Consider the following 15,799-nt stretch of genomic DNA (forward strand, 5'->3'; position numbering starts at 1 on the left):
CGATCAGCACGAATCTCCTCCTCGAGGAACAGCGGCCAGCGCGCCGGAAAGGGCCACGGGTCCACCGAAGCTGGCCCGAGTCGCGCTAGCGCTCGAACAGATCGGTGCCGAGGTAGTTGTCCCAGTCGGCGTCTTCAAGGCCATGCCCCCCGGATCGCAGGTGGTAGCTCATACCGGGCCCCCGAAAGCTCTTCCCAGCCGTCGGTGGCCAGCTCGTCGACGGCAGCCCGGTGTCCCCCAGCCCGTAGAGCGCATAGACCCGGGCGGCACCGAGGTAGGACAGGAACTCGCCCTGGGGGTCCGCGTTGCCGTCGTCAGTGGCCGAGGCGACCACGACCCGGCCCGGCGCGATCAGCGCGAGCAGCTCGTTCTGATCCACCGGCAGGGCGCTGGCGTTTCCGCTGAAGCGCTTGTAGGTCTCGGGGAACCAGTGCGGGAACTGGGAGTTGATCGCCGAGATCGACTCCAACGGCAAGGGCGTGCCGGTCAGACGCGGACGGACGACGCCCGCTCCGCGGGACCCGCCGCGACACCCGCGCCCACCCCCGGACGCGGGCGTGTCCTCGGATACGGGGATCCTGTCTGGATGGGCAGCCAGCGCCGCCTGGCGGCACCGACACCACCGACCTATCTGGAGCGCCTGCGCGCGGAACTCCGCCGTCTCCACGAGAGCTATGACGCGGTCCTTGCCGACTCGGCGATCCACAACGTCCACCCAGGCCGGGGCGGTCACGGGGGGTTCACATTCATAGGCTTCGCGGCGTGGGACTGGGTCCCCAGTGCGGTTCCCCCGAGATCGTGGAGGGTTCTTATGCCGCGTCTCGGGTGAGGGCGGCGTTCTCGTAGTTGATCGGTGAGAGCCCGGCGGCGGCACTGTGTCGCCGCCGGTGGTTGTAGAAGCCGTAACACCAGTCGATGACCGCCGCCCGCGCCCTACTGATGGTGTCGAAGTCGTTGCGGGACAGCACTTCCCACTCCAGGCTGGAGAAGAACGCCTCCGCCGCGGCATTGTCGAAACACGACCCGACCCGGCCCATCGACTGACGGATGTCGAGCCGCCGACACAGAGCGGTGAACGCGCCCGCGGTGTAGGTCGACCCGCGGTCGGTGTGGAAGATCACCCCGGCGATTCGGTCCGCCCCGCCGCGGGCCGCCACCGCCATCCGGATCGCCGCACACGCCAGCTCGGGGTTCGGGTGCAGCCCCGTGGCCGCGCCGAGCAGCCGCCGCGAGTACAGGTCGATCACCGTGGCCAGATACAACTTCCCGGCCGCGGTGGGGATCTCGGTCATGTCCCCGACCCATCTGCGGTTCGGCTCGGCCGCAGTGAAACCCCGACGAAGCAGGTCCGGGAACTTCGGCGCCGTGCGGTCCTGGCGGGTCAGTCCGTTGTGCCGCTTGATCCGGCGGGCGACCAGGCCCTGGCGGCGCATCGAGTCCGCCACGGTCTTCTCCGACACCCGCCATCCGGCCTCACACAGGTCGGCGTGCAGACGGGGTGAGCCGTGTAGCCGCTGGGCGTCGTCGAACGCCACGGCCACGGCGGCGTCCAACGCGCAGCGGCGCTTCTCGGTCGCGGTGGCACCACCGTCGGAACGCGCGGCGCGGTCGAGCCACTTGTACAGCCAGGAGATCGACACCCCCAACAGGGCGCAGGCCAGCGTGTGCGGCACCCGGTGGAAGGTCCTCTGGTCGGCGATGAAACGGGCCACGCTCACTTCGTCGCCTCCTTGACCCACAGGACCACGGATCGCTTGAGGACATCACGCTCCATCCGCAGCTCGGCGTTCTCCGCGCGCAGCCGCTTGAGCTCCTCGACGCCGCCGCGAGACAGGCCCTCGGTGTCCTCGCGGGCCTCTCGTGCACGGGCCACCCAGTTGCCCAGCGTGCCCTCGTTGACCCCCAGGTCACGGGCGACCTGGGCGATCGGCTTGCCCGTCTCCTCCACGACCCGGTGTCGACGACGGGCTCAGACTGACCCCCTAGCGTCGGCTTGGGATTGACCCCCTCTGCACGACGCTGAGGGGGTGTTGTCGGTGGAGGACTGGGCCGAGATCCGTCGTCTGCATCGGGCCGAGGGTGTCCCGATCAAGGAGATCGCCCGCCGGCTGGGGGTGGCCCGCAACACGGTGCGCTCCGCGTTGCGGGCGCCGGGCCCGCCGAAGCGGGAACGGGGCCCGCGGGGATCGCTGGCGGATGCGGTCGAGCCGCAGGTGCGGGCATTGCTGGCGCAGTTCCCACGCATGCCGGCCACGGTGATCGCAGAGCGGATCGGGTGGGAGCACTCGCTGACCGTGCTCAAGGACCGGATCCGCCAGATCCGCCCCGAGTATGTCGGGATCGACCCGGTCGACCGGGTCGCCTACGCACCGGGCGAGATCACCCAGTGCGACCTGTGGTTCCCCGAGACCACGATCCCCGTCGGCCCAGGCCAGGAACGGGTCCTACCGGTGCTGGTGATGACGCTGGGCTACTCGCGGTTCTTGTCCGCGACGATGATCCCCTCGCGCCAGGCCGGGGACATCCTGTCCGGGATGTGGCAGCTGATCAGCGACGTCGGGCGGGTGACCCGCACGCTGGTCTGGGACCGGGAGTCTGCGATCGGCGGGACCGGGCGGGTCTCGGCACCGGCCGCTGCGTTCGCCGGCACTCTGGCCACCCGGATCCGGCTTGCCCCACCGCGGGATCCGGAGTTCAAGGGGCTGGTCGAACGCAACAACGGCTACTTCGAGACCTCGTTCCTGCCCGGACGTCGCTTCGCCTCCCCAGCCGACTTCAACCACCAGATCGACGACTGGCTGGCCCGGGCCAACACCCGCACCGTCCGAGCGATCGGCGGCCGCCCGGTGGACGTGCTCGCCCACGACTACGCGGCGATGACTCCGCTGCCGCCGCTGGACCCGCCGATCGGGCTGGCCCAGCGGATCCGGCTGGCACGGGACTACTACGTCCGCGTCGATGCCAACGACTACTCCGTGGATCCGCAGATGATCGGCCGGTTCGTCGATGTCGCCGCCTCACCGCGCGAGGTCGTCGTCTACTGCGCCGGCCAGGTCGTCGCCCGTCACGACCGCAGCTGGGCCCGCCACGCGGTGATCACCGACCCGGCGCACCAGCACACCGCCGCGGCGATGCGCCGCGCCCTGGCCCACGACCGCAACACCCGACAGGCCGCAGCACGCCGTCACCTCGACGGCCACCCGGTGACCCTGCGCGCACTGCCCGACTACGACGCCCTGTTCGGTGTCGACTTCGTCTCCACTGCCGAGGAAGCGAGCAGCTCATGACAACCACACCACCGAAGATCACCACCGACCCCGCTGGGAGCTCGGGGCCGGCCGGTCCGGTGCTGGCCGCGGTCCCCGACGGACTGCCGGCGATGATCGCCTACCTGACCCGGGTCCTGAAGACCCCGACCATCGCGGCCAGCTGGGAACAGCTTGCCGCCCAGGCCCGTGAGGAGAACTGGTCGCACGAGGAGTATCTGGGCGCGCTGCTGCAGCGCCAGGTCGCCGACCGCGAGTCCAAGGGCACGGTCATGCGGATCCGCACCGCGCACTTCCCCCAGGTCAAGACCTTGGAGGACTTCAACCTCGACCATCTGCCCTCGCTGCGCCGCGACATCCTGGCCCACCTGGCCACGAGCACGTTCGTCGCCAAGTGCGAGAACGTGATCCTGCTCGGCCCGCCCGGGATCGGGAAGACCCACCTCGCGATCGGGCTCGGCGTCAAAGCCGCCCACGCCGGCTACTCGGTCCTGTTCGACACCGCCAGCAACTGGATCACCAGACTCGCCGCCGCGCACCAGAGCGGCCGGCTCGAGGCCGAGCTGAAGAAGATCCGCCGCTACAAACTGATCATCATCGACGAGGTCGGCTACATCCCGTTCGACCAGGACGCAGCGAACCTGTTCTTCCAGCTCATCGCTTCCCGCTATGAACAAGGCAGCGTCATGGTCACCAGCAATCTGCCCTTCGGCCGCTGGGGCGAGACCTTCTCCGACGACGTCGTCGCCGCAGCCATGATCGACCGCCTCGTCCACCACGCCGAAGTCCTGACCCTGTCCGGGGACTCCTACCGCACCCGCGCCCGACGCGAGCTCCTGGCCAAACACAACCGCGCCAGCAACGACTGACCATCACCACACCACGCCGGGGGTCAGTTCCAATCCGTCGCTACGGGGTCACTCCCAACCCGCCGTTGACAGCAGCGGCATGCGGTTCCCCCATGATCGGGGGGACTGTTTCAAGATCGGTGTTTTCGGCCCGACACGCCGGGCTGAGGTCCGGCGAGATGGGCACGGACAGTGATGACATCGGACCTTGTGGATCCAAGCGAGGGTGACCCGAAGCCTGCTCGGCAGGCGTCGGCGGAGCGGGCCGCTGCGGCGGCGATGGTGGCCGAGGCGAAGGCGCGCGGGCTGGCGTTGACCGGCCCGGACGGCCTGTTGAAGCTCTTTACCAAGAATGTTCTGGAAACGGCGCTGAACGAGGAGATGACCGAGCACCTCGGGCACGACAAGAACCGGGCCGACTCCGGCCGGGAATCCACCAACGTGCGGAACGGGTCCCGCTCGAAGACGGTTCTCTCGGATGCCGCGGGTGACGTGGAGATCGACGTTCCGAGAGACAGGGCCAGCACTTTCGAGCCGCAGATCGTGAAGAAGCGTCAGCGGCGCCTCACAGATGTCGACGAGGTCGTACTGTCGCTGTATGCGAAAGGGATGACGACCGGGGAGGTTTCCGCACATTTCGCTGACATCTATGGGGCGTCAGTATCGAAGGAGACGGTCTCGCGGATCACCGACAAGGTCGTCGCCGAGATGAATGACTGGGTTGGTCGGCCGTTGGATTCGGTGTACGCCGCGGTGTTCATCGACGCTGTCCACGTCAAGGTCCGGGACGGGCAGGTCGCCAACCGGCCGGTCTACGCAGCCATCGGCGTCACCGTGGACGGCTGCAAGGACGTGCTGGGGCTGTGGATGGGCGTCGGCAGTGAGGGCGCGAAGTTCTGGATGAGCGTGCTGGTCGACCTGAAGAACCGCGGCGTGCGTGACGTGCTGTTCCTGGTCTGCGACGGCCTCAAAGGACTCCCGGAGGTCGTGGCCAACGTGTGGCCGCAAACCATTGTCCAAACCTGCGTCGTGCACCTGATCCGAAACACTTTCCGGCTGGTGGGTCGACAGGACTGGGACGCGGTGAAGCGCGACATCAAACCAATCTATGCCGCGCCCAACCCGAATGCAGCACTTATCGCTATGGATGAGCTCGACGAGAAATGGGGCCGTAAGTACGCGGCGATGATCCGGCTATGGCGCAACGCGTGGGAAGAGTTCGTGCCGTTCTTGGACTACGACGTCGAGATTCGAAGGGTGATCTGCTCTACGAATGCGATCGAATCGCTTAACGCCCGCTACCGGCGCGCGGTGCGGGCGCGTGGTCATTTCCCCACTGAGCAGGCTGCGATGAAATGCTTGTATCTTGTGACTCGCAGCCTGGACCCGACCGGGACGGGCCGCACGAGGTGGACGATGCGTTGGAAGCCCGTGATCAACGCGTTCGCCATCACGTTCGGTGACCGCTGGCCGGGAGCCGAGACCTACTGAGCAACGACGCCGAAACACCGATCACGAGACAGGCCCTCGCTACCCCTTATAGCTGATGCCTCCCCGATCATGGGGGAACCGCAGTGAGGTGGTGCAGCCACCCGCTGGTGGTGGCGGCCAGGAGTGCGCCCCACATCCAGGCTCGGTTCACCGCGAGGTGTCCGGAGGGGAGGTGGCGCAGCGCGGCGCCGTGCTTGGTGTCGCGGAACAGGTTCTCCACCTTCGTGCGGTGGCGGTACCAGTACTCGGCCTGCGCGGCTGCGGCAGGTGTGGAGACGTCGAGGTTGGTCACGATGAACGAGTAGGCGAACACCCCGTCGACCTTGGCCACCGTAGCGAGGTCGTCGAGCGGGAGCGCCCGCTGGGCGGGGTGCAGGGTGCGTCGGCGCCGCGCTCGCGGGTCACCGGAGACCTGGCCGTGGTCCAGGTCGAGCCGGACCCGACGGATCAGCAGCTGGGTCGCTGCGGGCCACCAGTTCGGGCAATAGTCGGCCACCGCGACCTGCGCGCCGGTCATGTCGATCGCGTCGGTCCACCCGTCGGCCGCGACGCCGTCGAGGATGCGCCACAGCGGCGCGATGCGTCGGGCGCCGATGGCGAACTCCACGCCGACGAACAGGGCTGCGCGGGCGAGCTGCCCGGCGAAGTAGCCCGCGTCCGCACGCACGCGGACTCGCCCCGCCCGCGCCTGCGCGGGGAGCGCGGCCAGCGCCCGGTAGAACAGCTCGGCGCTGGTGGCGCGGGGGTCATCCCGGCCCGAACCGAGGTCAGCGGCCAGCACCACCGCGGTGTCGGCCCAGGTCGCGACGTGCGGGCGGGCGACCCGCTGGCCTTGGTGGTTGAACGCCACGCCCTGCTTGAGCCGGCCGTAAACCTCGACATCGGTGGTGTCCAGATCGATCGTCACGTCCGCCGTCAGCTGCTCGGCCCGGTCCGGGTCGACCTGGGCGAGCAGGTCCAGCGCGGTGGTGTGCACGTCACCGAGCCCGGTCTCCACCGCCGCCCACTGCCCCTCGATGAACTTGCGCGCGAGCCCGGCGGCGGTCGTGGACGCCAACCCCGGCACCGGCGTGAGTGCCTGCCCGGCGGTGTCGGCGCGGTGCCGGTCCAGCCCGACCAGGAAGTCCTCCCCGCACAGCTGCGCCGCCGACATGCCGACCAGCATCTGCCCGGCGCTGCACCCGCGGTCGCGGTCCTTGATGGGCCCGACCGCGGCGTCGAGCTTGTCGATGATCCCGAGCCGGTCGATCAGTTCGGTCACCGCGGCCAGCCCGGAGAACCTGGTCAGCGCCGCGTCCGGCGCGCCGAGACGCACCCGCGCACACCGCGGGCGTCGCTTGCGTACTGTTCGCACCTGATAGGTGTCCTCTCAACCCGCAATGTCGTGTCGTCGCAAACACGATCATCGCAGGTCAGCGGGCACCTATCGCCATCTCCCCAGTCCGGACACCAGCGCTACTCGCGGATTCGGGTCAGATCAGGTCTTCCTGCGCATCGCAGGGCGGGCCGGGGCCCGTACCCCCGTGGACAACTCCGCGGCGAGCTCGGCAACCGTAGGCTTTCGAAACAGCGTCCGGATCGGCAGCTTCACACCGAGGGTCCGTCGGATGCGGCTGATCATCCGACCGGCAAGCAGCGAGTCGACACCGAGGTGAAGCACGTTGTCGTCGATGCCGACCCGCTCGATGCCGAGAATCTCAGCGAACATCGCGCAGAGGGCGGTCTCACGCTCGTTGCGCCCGTCGCGGTGCGGCACCGACGCGTCGCCGAGGGGTTCCACGCCCCCGGACGGGGTGTCCGCTTGGTCCTCCCGCCCGGCCACTGCCACGTCCGGAACCATGTGGTGCGGCAGGTGCCGGGCTGCGAAGGCCCGGATGCCGGCCTCGTCCGCGCTGGGCCCCCGCGTCGCAACCAGGGCTAGAACGCGGCCGTCGATGTCGGACACGGTCGCGGAGGTGACGTCCGGGTGGTCGGCCAGGACCACCTCGATCTCGTGCGGCCAGAACCGGTGCCCGGCGATCGTGAGCCGGTCGGTCGAGCGTCCGAGAACCTCCACCCGCCCGCTGTCGTCGCGCCGGGACAGGACGCCGGCGCGGTGCATGCGTGCACCGGGCGGTCCCCACGGGTCGGCGACGAAGTACTCGGCGGTCGTGCCCGGCAGCGCGTGGTATCCCTGCGCCAGCGTCCCGGCGACGTAGAGTTCGCCGATCGCCCCGTCCGGCAACGGCCGCAGCGCCGGGTCCAGCACGTAGACCCGCTGGTTACCGATCGGGTGCCCGACCGGCACCGCATGCGGGTCGGAGTTCGGTGCAGCGCGCCCGGCAAGGCTGTATGGCACAGCGGACGTCCCGCCCGTGGTGATCACGTCGGTGCCCGGTACGGCTTCCCGGATCCGGTGCACAAGCGCGCTGGGCACGACGCTGCCGCCGGTCATGTCACCGGCAAGAACCACGACACCGATGCTCGCCCCGTCTGCGGTGCCTCGCGAAAGCTCTTCGGCCATGCGAGGTGCGGTTGTGCTCAACACGTCGGCCACGAGGTCCGGCCCGCCGAGCCCGTCGGGGGCGCGGACCAGCTCGACGACGGCTCCGCGGCACAGCCCGGCGAGCACTTCGAAGGCGGTCTGGTCGTCTCCTGAGACGCCGCACACCAGCCTGGCCCCGGGGCTGATCCCGGTCACCAATGCGTAGCGCAGCACCTCTTCGGCGAGTACCTGATGCCCGACTGAGATCCCCTTTGGATGGTCGCCGCACCGGTCCGGGAACCGGATGCTGGCTACGGTCAGGGGATGCAGGGCGGACGTCCGGTCCTCGTCGGTCGGGTCCAGCGCGGAGGCGGATGCGGAGGTCTCGACGTCTAGCCAGCCCAGATTCCGCACGGTGCCCGCAGCAGCCAGAATCTCATCGCGCCGCGGATCCGACGGGTCCACGACGACGTGGGCGGCGCCCGCCTTCAGCACACCCACCATGGCGATGGTGAGCTGGGTCGAGGGCGGCATCACGACGCCGACCGCCGAACCCGGGCCAACCCCGCTCCCGATCAGTTCGTGCGCGAGCCGGTTCGCCCGGGCGTTGAGTTCCGCGTAGGTCAGGGAAACACCGCCGAACACGACGGCCGGGACGTCCGGCGTCGCGGCCGCGTACCGCTCGACGAGCGGGGGCAGCGTCCTCGGCGCCGATAACGACGCGGGCCGATGTGTCGGGGTGTAGCGAGACCGCTCGGTGGGCAGGAGCGCGTCGAGCGAGCCGATAGACCGGCTCGGATCGGCCACCATCTGCGCCAGCACCGCCGCAAACCGCTGCACGATCGCATCCACCGACGCCGACCCGAACCGGTTGGGGTGGAACTGCACGACGATCCGGTCGGGCTCGGCGAGCAGGGCGAGCGGAAAGCTCACTCCGCCAAGCGACTCGACGCCGGTGATCGTGAACGAGCCGTTGGAACCATCGGAGTCACCGGTGCCGGACGGGTAGGACTGGAACACCACGAGAGTGTCGAACAGGGTGTCCACACCGCAGGTGCGATGTGTGTCGGCCAGGCTGTGGTGGTGATGCTCGGATAGGGCAGTCTGCCGCCGCTGAAGGTCCACCAGTAGATCCGCGACAGTTAGGACGGACCCAGGCGTGACGCGGACCGGAACCGTGTTGATGAACGGCCCGATCATCGACTCGACGCCGGCGAGCCCGGCCGGACGGCCGGACACGGTCGCGCCGAACACAACGTCGTCACGCCCGGTCAGCGCGCACAATACGACCCCCCACGCGGCCTGGACCATGGTGTTCACGGTGACGCCCAACTCCCCGCAGGCACGGGCTGCGTCCCGCGACGCCGTCGCGGGGTCGGGCAGGACGATCTCCGAGACGGTCTCGGCGGAAGCGTGCACGTCCGCGGCGGGGGCGATCAGGGTCGGCCCGCCGACCCCCCGCAGCTCCTCTGCCCACGCGCGGCGGCTGTTAGCAGTGTCGAGCCTGGCGCACCAGGCCATGAAGTCGCGGAAGTCCCGGGTCGGCTCGACCTCCACGCCGGCGTAGAGTTCTTGCAGCTCCCGGCCGACCAGCTGCTCCGACCAGCCGTCGAGCAGCGCGTGGTGCGCCGAGACGACGAGCTCGCAGTGCGACGGGCCCAGACGCAACAGGGTGGCGCGCAACAGCGGCGGGGCGGCCAGGTCGAAGCGCTCGGCCCGGTCTGAGTCGAGGAACCTGGCAATTGCGTCGTTCTGCGCCGAGCCGATGAGTTGGGTGAGGTCCAGCTCCGACCAGGGAACCTCGACATCGTCGACGACGATCTGGACGAGCTCGTCCGACGCGTCATGGGTGAACGCCACACGCAGCGCGCTGTGGCGCGCGACCAGCGCTGCGCACGCCTTCCTCAGCCGGTCAGAGTCGACTGTGCCAGCGATCCGGTAGACGGTCTGGATCTGGTAGGTGTCTCGCCCGGTCTCGTTGAGCATCGACTCGAACAGCATCCCGGACTGCATCGGCGTCGGCGGCCACGCCTCCCGGAAGCCGGGGTAGCGGTCGCGCCACTCGGCCAGCTGCGCGCCGTCGGCGTCGACCAGCGGCCCGGTCGGAAGGTCCGGCTCGGCGCGGACGTCCGCGAGCCGCGCAGCGAGTGCGGTGACCGTGCGCAGAGCAAGAACGTCTTGCGTGGTGGTGTCCCGGCCACGCGCCCGCAGACGGGTCACGACCTGGATGGAGCGGATACTGTCCCCCCCGAGAGCGACGAAGTCGTCGTCCGCGCCCACCGGCCCCTTCCCAAGCACATCGGCGAACACGTCGGCGACGATCTGCTCGTCTGGAGTGGTCGGCGCGCGGTAGACCGCGCCCGGGACATCGACGGCCGGCAGTCCAGCCCGATCAACTTTTCCGTTCGGAGTGAGCGGCAGCGCGTCCAGCCCGACGAACGCCGCCGGGATCATGAACTCCGGCAGCCGCTCGGCCGCCAGCTCGCGCAGCTCGTCGACCTGACCGTCGGCGGGGGCGTCTCCCGATGGCGCGAGGTAGGCGATGAGCCGGCCATCGCGCACGACGACGGCCACCTGCCCAACGTCGGGGTGCGAGCGCAGCACGGCCTCGATCTCGCCTGGCTCGATCCGCAAGCCGTTGATCTTGGCCTGGAAGTCGATCCGGCCGAGCAGCTCAATCATCCCGGACGCGTCGTAGCGGGCGAGATCTCCGGTGCGGTAGACGCGGTCGTGCGCGACGTCGGCGTAAGACCAATCGAAGAACCGCTCGGCGGTCCGCTCAGGCTGGTCGAGGTAGCCGCGTGCGAGACCGATCCCAGCCAGGTGCAGCTCGCCTGCGACACCCGGTGGGACCGGCTGGCCCGCCCCGTCGAGCACGTAGGTGCGCTGGTTGGACATCGGATGGCCGTACGGGATGCTCGGCCGCCCGGTGTCGGTCTCAGTGGCATCGGTGATCGTGGAATGGATCGACGCCTCGGTGGCACCTCCCATCACGATCACCTGTAGCGAGGGCGCGATGGCCCTGGCCCTGGCGGGCAGCGTGACCGGGACCCAGTCGCCGCCCAGCAGCGCCAGACGCAGGTCGTGCAACGGTTCGCCGCCGGCCTGCTCTCGCTCTTCGACCAGCAGGCCGAGCAGGGCAGGCGCGGAGTTCCAGATGGTGACCGCCTCGTCGGCGATGAGCTGGGCCCAGTGCGCCGGGTCCGCCGCGCGGGCTCGGTCCGGGACGACGGTGGTACCGCCCGCCGCGGCCATGCCGAGGAACTCGTAGACCGACATGTCAAAGCTCGGCGACGAGAGCGAGAGGACCGCGTCGCCCGGACCGACGTCGAAGCGCCGGTTGAGGTCGGCCAGATTGTTCATCACTCCGCGATGGCGCAGCGCGATCGGCTTCGGCGCCCCGGTCGATCCTGAGGTGTGTATGACATAGCAGAGGTCGTCCGGCTCGGCGAGCGGCACCGGGGGGTGTTCAGGCAGCTCGGCTAGCATCCGGGTGTGCCGGTCGAGCAGCAGCAGCGGCCGCGACGCGAGCGTCTCCACGGGCAGACCGTCGGCCAGTTCCTCGCGGCTGACCATGGCGGCGCAGGACGTGCCGCCGACCATGGTGGCGATCCGCTGGGCCGGGTAGGCCGGGTCGATCGGCACGTAGGCGCCGCCCGCCTTCATAATGCCCAGCACGCCGACGAGCAGTTCGGGTGACCGATCGAGGCACAGCCCGACCCGGACGTCCGGGCCGACGCCGAGTGAGCGCAGGTGGTGTGCGAGCCGGTTCGCCTCGACCTCCACCTGATGGTAGGACCAGCTGCGGCCCTCGTGCCGGACCGCGACAGCTTCGGGGGCCATGGCCGACTGTCGCTCGAACGCCTCGTGCAGACAGACATCGTGCGGGAGATCAACGGCAGTCCGGTTCCAGTCCACCAGGATCTGCTCCTGCTCCGCGCAGGTCAGCAGCCGCAGCCGGGAGACCGGACGGCCCGGGTGCTCAGCTGCGTCGGCGAGCAGCACGGTCAGGTGGGTGAGCAGTCGGGCGGCGGTGCTCTCGTCGAACAGCGCGGGGTCGTAGTGCAGCTCGAACGCGACAGAGCCGCCCGTCCCGTCGCCGGAGACAAGCATGAGCTCGTGGGGCTGGTCACCCGCGACCGGCTCATCGGGCGTCTCGAATCCGATGCCGACTGGCCCAGTTGGGCCCTCCGCCATGAGCGGGCTGCGGTTAGCCAGGCCCGTCAGTGCCTCGTTCGGCCGGACGTCGATTTCCACGCGTTCGGCGCCACGCGCGCCGTGCCGATCCAGCCCGACGACTGTCTGCCCGGTGTAGCGGTACAGCAACACAGCAAACCCGGCGAGCACGATCGCGTCGCGGAGCGGCCCGGACGGTGCACGGACGAATCCGCCCGCTCGCACCGCTGCCGAGCAGCGCGGTGCCCGGCCCGGTCGCCGCGTTCGGTCGACTGGCACCAGAACCGGTACCCTCCGTGTGCTGGTCTCAGCACCGTTCATCAGCCGACTCCCTTCAGAACGTCGGGCTCTCGCTCGTCGGGCAGCGGGTAGCGCTCGCACAGCTCGCGGACGGCGGCCCGCACCCGCGCGGAGACCGCCTCGTCGACGTGGCCCTTGTTATCGCTGTGCAGAGTCGTAGCGGCGAGCGTCTCGTCAAGCAGACGCGCGCACTCCCGCACCGCGTCTGGGCCCATTCCTCGCTGCGCCAGGATGTTCGTCCCCAGCCGCAGACCGCTCGTGACCAGCGGAGGCTTGTCGTCGTCCGGGATCCGGTTGCGGTTGGCCAGGATCCCGCAGCTCTCTAGGGCCCGCTCCGCGACGACGCCGGTCAGCCCACGTACCCGGATGTCGACCAGCACCATGTGGTTATCGGTGCCGCCAGTCAGCACCCGATGGCCAAGCCGCTTTAGCTCATCGGCCATGGCCCGCGCGTCCTCGACGATCAGCCTCGTGGTGCGGGCGAAAGCGGGCCGCGAGGCGAGGTCGAGCGCACGGGCCTTCGCCGCGATTGACGCCGGGGCGGGGGTGCCCTGCGTCTGGGGAAACACAGCTCGCTGAAAGAGCGTGGACAGCGGGGTCCGGCCGTCCGGGCCCGGGGTCCGGTGCTCACGGCCGCTAAGGATCAAACCGCCGCGCGGGCCGCCGAGCTGCTTGTAGGTGCTGGTCGTGGTGACGTGGGCGAGGTCGATAGGACTCGGGTGCAACCCGGTCGCGACGAGGCCCGCGATGTGCGAGATGTCGGCCAGCAGGTAGGCGCCGATCTCGTCGGCGACGGCCCGGAAACGCTCAAAGTCCAGCGTGCGCGCGTACGCGCTGGCGCCGGCGATCACCAGGTGCGGTCGGTGCTCGCGGGCCAACTCGACGACTTGGTCGTAGTCGATCAGTCCATCCTCGCCAAGTCCGTAGTGGACGGCTGTGTACTGACGGCCGGTCACGGAGGCGGGTGACCCGTGGGTGAGGTGACCGCCAGAGTCGAGGTCGAGCCCGAGCAGGGTGCCGCCGGGCGGCACGATCGCGGCGAGCACGGCGAGGTTGGCAGACGAGCAGGAATGCGGCTGTACGTTCGCGTAGCGGGCGCCGAACAGGACCCTGGCCCGCTCGATCGCGAGCCGCTCGACGCCGTCGAACTGCTTAGCCCCCGGGTGGTAGCGCCGGCCGGGATACCCCTCTGCCGTGACATTGGACAGCGCCGCGCCCCCGGCCGCGAGGACCGACGGGGCGGCGACGCTGGCCGATGCGATCATCGCGAGGGTCGTTCGCTGCGCGTGGACCTCGGCATCCAGCAGGCGGGCCAGCTGCGGGTCATCGCGACGTAAGGTCTCCGCGCCGTCCCGGAGATGCTGGGGCTGGTCACCGGTCGTGCCGGTACGGGACCGTTCGGATAGCCCGTCCTCGGTGAGGGGCGGCGCCCCGAACCGATCCGTAATTCTCGACGGACTGGTCATGTCATCGCCTCGTTTCCTTCGCTCGGCCGGGATTGCCGGTCGGGCTGTGTGCCCCGATGGCCGCGGTGGTGGGCAGCGCCCCCTTCGCCCGTGCCCCAGAATCGAGCAGGCCGGTAATGCCACATCCGACGGCGAGATGCTTGACAAATCACATCCCGTTCTGCCCGGGGTCCTTGGACTCAACCGGTCAGCGCAACAGTGCTCCGAATCTATCAGCCGGGGTGTCGAAATCAAGCGTTTTGCGCGGTCGGGTGTTGAGGCGTTCCGCGACGCGGTCGAGTTGGGCCTGGGTGATGTGGTCGAGCCGGGTGCCCTTCGGGAAGTACTGGCGTAGTAGCCGGTTGGTGTTCTCGTTCGTGCCACGCTGCCAGGGGCTGGCCGGGTCGGCGAAGTAGACGTCCAACCCGGTCCGGGCGGTGACGATGGTGTGGCGGGCCAGTTCCATCCCGCGGTCCCAGGTCAGCGACTTGCGGACGTGTTCGGGCAGTCGGGCCATCTGCCGGGACAGTTGGTGGGCGACGGTGTGCATGTCGCGCCCTCCGAGCGCGACCAGCACGGTGAACCGGGTCGCGCGCTCGACCACGGTCGCGATCTGGGTGGTGCCACGCCCGAGCAGCAGATCACCTTCCCAGTGCCCGGGCACCGCCCGATCAGTCACCTCGGCGGGCCGGTCGTGGATGGAGACCGCGCCGGGGATCTGCGAGCGCCACTGCCCACCGGTGGTGTTGTGCACGTTACGCCGGATCGGACGGCCCGACCGCAGGTGTTTCTGCAGGTCTTTGGCCAGCACACCGCGGGTCTGCACGAACAGCGACTTGTAGATCGTCTCGTGTGACACCCGCATCCCCGATCCCGGAGCGTAGTGCTTGGCCAGGTGCCCGGCGATCTGCTCGGGCGACCAGTCCTCACCCAGTCTGGCAGCGACGAACCCACACAGCAGCGGACGACGGGCGAGCAGACACGTCTTGGGGCGCTGGGCCCGGCGCCAGGCGCGGTCCTCGGCGTCCACAGCACGGTAGGCACGCCGACCCTTGTTGCGGGCGACCTCCCGGCTCACCGTCGAGGCCGGACGACCGAGCCCAGCCGCGATGGCCCGGATCGAACGATACTGGGCCAGACCACGAGAGATCTCCTCCCGCTCGGCCGCGGTCAGCGTCCCCGGTCGGCGACGACGTGATGGCGGCACGTAGCCACCGGTGGACTTGAGCACCGTGAACACCGACCCCGGCGGGCGTCCGATCGCCCGAGCGATGTCACTGATCGACTCCCCACGCCCCCACCGGACCCACAGATCCGCGCGGTCGGCATCGGACATCCCAGGTCGTCCCAGTCGCGCCATCCCACACCCCTATCATGATCAACTACCCGGGTGTTGCGCTGACCGGTTGAGTCCAAGGTCCAGGTCTTTAAGAAAGCTGTGTCGTGATAAGTGTAGCTCCACTCGCCACCCCCGAAGAACGCTTCTCGAGCCGTTCGCGACGACGTACCCGGCGTTCAGATTTATCTGGTCGACGTTCAGAGTTGTCTGGTCGACAGGACACGGACGGTCCCGATCTACCGTGCAGACAACGTTCACAGATCGGCTGCGGCCGCCACGACCGAAGCGTGGAGCAGGGCTGCAAGCTGCATTAAGGCGTCCGCCATCGTTGCCCCGTCCCCCCAGTCCGTGCGTATCGTCGTCGAGCGGAGCCGACCGAGGTCGAATCGGTCTGGCGATGACACCACGAGCGGTTAAACGCGAGTCAACGAACCGCCCCACGAATGCCAGGAATCGGTCGCACCACCGGT

10 protein-coding genes are annotated in these 15,799 nt (G+C 69.4%); 3 read left to right on the plus strand and 7 right to left on the minus strand.

The features are described 5' to 3' along the window. Positions 1 to 85: 85 nt before the first annotated feature. The 3 genes from XF36_RS30960 to XF36_RS26695 all read right to left on the minus strand — a co-directional run bounded on the left by XF36_RS30960 (position 86) and on the right by XF36_RS26695 (position 1,948). Positions 86 to 469, minus strand: a complete 384-nt coding sequence (locus XF36_RS30960; protein ID WP_193393990.1) for a hypothetical protein — start codon at positions 467 to 469, stop codon at positions 86 to 88. Between the two features lie 340 nt (positions 470 to 809). Beyond that, positions 810 to 1,718, minus strand: a complete 909-nt coding sequence (locus XF36_RS26690) for an IS3 family transposase (protein WP_060711044.1) — start codon at positions 1,716 to 1,718, stop codon at positions 810 to 812. Then, positions 1,715 to 1,948 (minus strand): transposase, encoded by a 234-nt coding sequence (locus XF36_RS26695; RefSeq protein ID WP_060714092.1) that lies wholly within the window; start codon positions 1,946 to 1,948, stop codon positions 1,715 to 1,717. The genes XF36_RS26690 and XF36_RS26695 overlap by 4 nt, the downstream gene beginning before the upstream one ends. Before the next feature lie 79 nt (positions 1,949 to 2,027). Between XF36_RS26695 and istA the strand changes: the two genes are divergently transcribed. The 3 genes from istA to XF36_RS26710 all read left to right on the plus strand — a co-directional run bounded on the left by istA (position 2,028) and on the right by XF36_RS26710 (position 5,605). Then, entirely contained in the window at positions 2,028 to 3,287 is a 1,260-nt protein-coding gene (gene istA, locus XF36_RS26700) for an IS21 family transposase (protein WP_145981219.1), read from the plus strand. Further along, positions 3,284 to 4,135 carry an IS21-like element helper ATPase IstB gene (gene istB, locus XF36_RS26705; protein WP_060713594.1) on the plus strand — a complete coding sequence of 284 codons (852 nt, stop codon included), beginning with the start codon at positions 3,284 to 3,286 and terminating at the stop codon, positions 4,133 to 4,135. The genes istA and istB overlap by 4 nt, the downstream gene beginning before the upstream one ends. Before the next feature lie 258 nt (positions 4,136 to 4,393). Then, positions 4,394 to 5,605 (plus strand): IS256 family transposase, encoded by a 1,212-nt coding sequence (locus tag XF36_RS26710; protein ID WP_422662586.1) that lies wholly within the window; start codon positions 4,394 to 4,396, stop codon positions 5,603 to 5,605. A 67-nt stretch (positions 5,606 to 5,672) separates the two neighbouring features. Here XF36_RS26710 and XF36_RS26715 read toward each other — a convergent pair whose 3' ends face one another. From XF36_RS26715 to XF36_RS26730, 4 genes are all read right to left on the minus strand, one after another. After that, a complete protein-coding gene (locus XF36_RS26715; RefSeq protein ID WP_060714094.1) occupies positions 5,673 to 6,920 on the minus strand; it encodes a transposase in 1,248 nt (415 codons plus the stop codon). 162 nt (positions 6,921 to 7,082) lie between these two features. Further along, the gene (locus XF36_RS26720) at positions 7,083 to 12,398 is read right to left on the minus strand and encodes a non-ribosomal peptide synthetase (protein ID WP_168169578.1); all 5,316 of its coding nucleotides are present in this window, start codon (positions 12,396 to 12,398) and stop codon (positions 7,083 to 7,085) included. Positions 12,399 to 12,565: 167 nt separating this feature from the next. Further along, entirely contained in the window at positions 12,566 to 14,011 is a 1,446-nt protein-coding gene (gene glyA / locus XF36_RS26725) for a serine hydroxymethyltransferase (protein ID WP_082375676.1), read from the minus strand. Between the two features lie 187 nt (positions 14,012 to 14,198). Beyond that, on the minus strand, positions 14,199 to 15,350 hold the full coding sequence (locus XF36_RS26730; protein ID WP_060710806.1) for an IS30 family transposase: 1,152 nt from the start codon (positions 15,348 to 15,350) through the stop codon (positions 14,199 to 14,201). Between the last annotated feature and the right edge of the window lie 449 nt (positions 15,351 to 15,799).

Origin of the sequence: Pseudonocardia sp. HH130629-09, assembly GCF_001294645.1 — a bacterium.
Taxonomy (GTDB): domain Bacteria; phylum Actinomycetota; class Actinomycetes; order Mycobacteriales; family Pseudonocardiaceae; genus Pseudonocardia.

Coding starts and splice junctions, on each gene's coding strand:
- istB (WP_060713594.1), top strand. CDS start 3,284: ATGACAACCACACCACCGAAGATCACCACCGACCCCGCTGGGAGCTCG.
- glyA (WP_082375676.1), bottom strand. CDS start 14,011: ATGACCAGTCCGTCGAGAATTACGGATCGGTTCGGGGCGCCGCCCCTC.
- XF36_RS26730 (WP_060710806.1), bottom strand. CDS start 15,350: ATGGCGCGACTGGGACGACCTGGGATGTCCGATGCCGACCGCGCGGAT.
- XF36_RS26710 (WP_422662586.1), top strand. CDS start 4,394: ATGGTGGCCGAGGCGAAGGCGCGCGGGCTGGCGTTGACCGGCCCGGAC.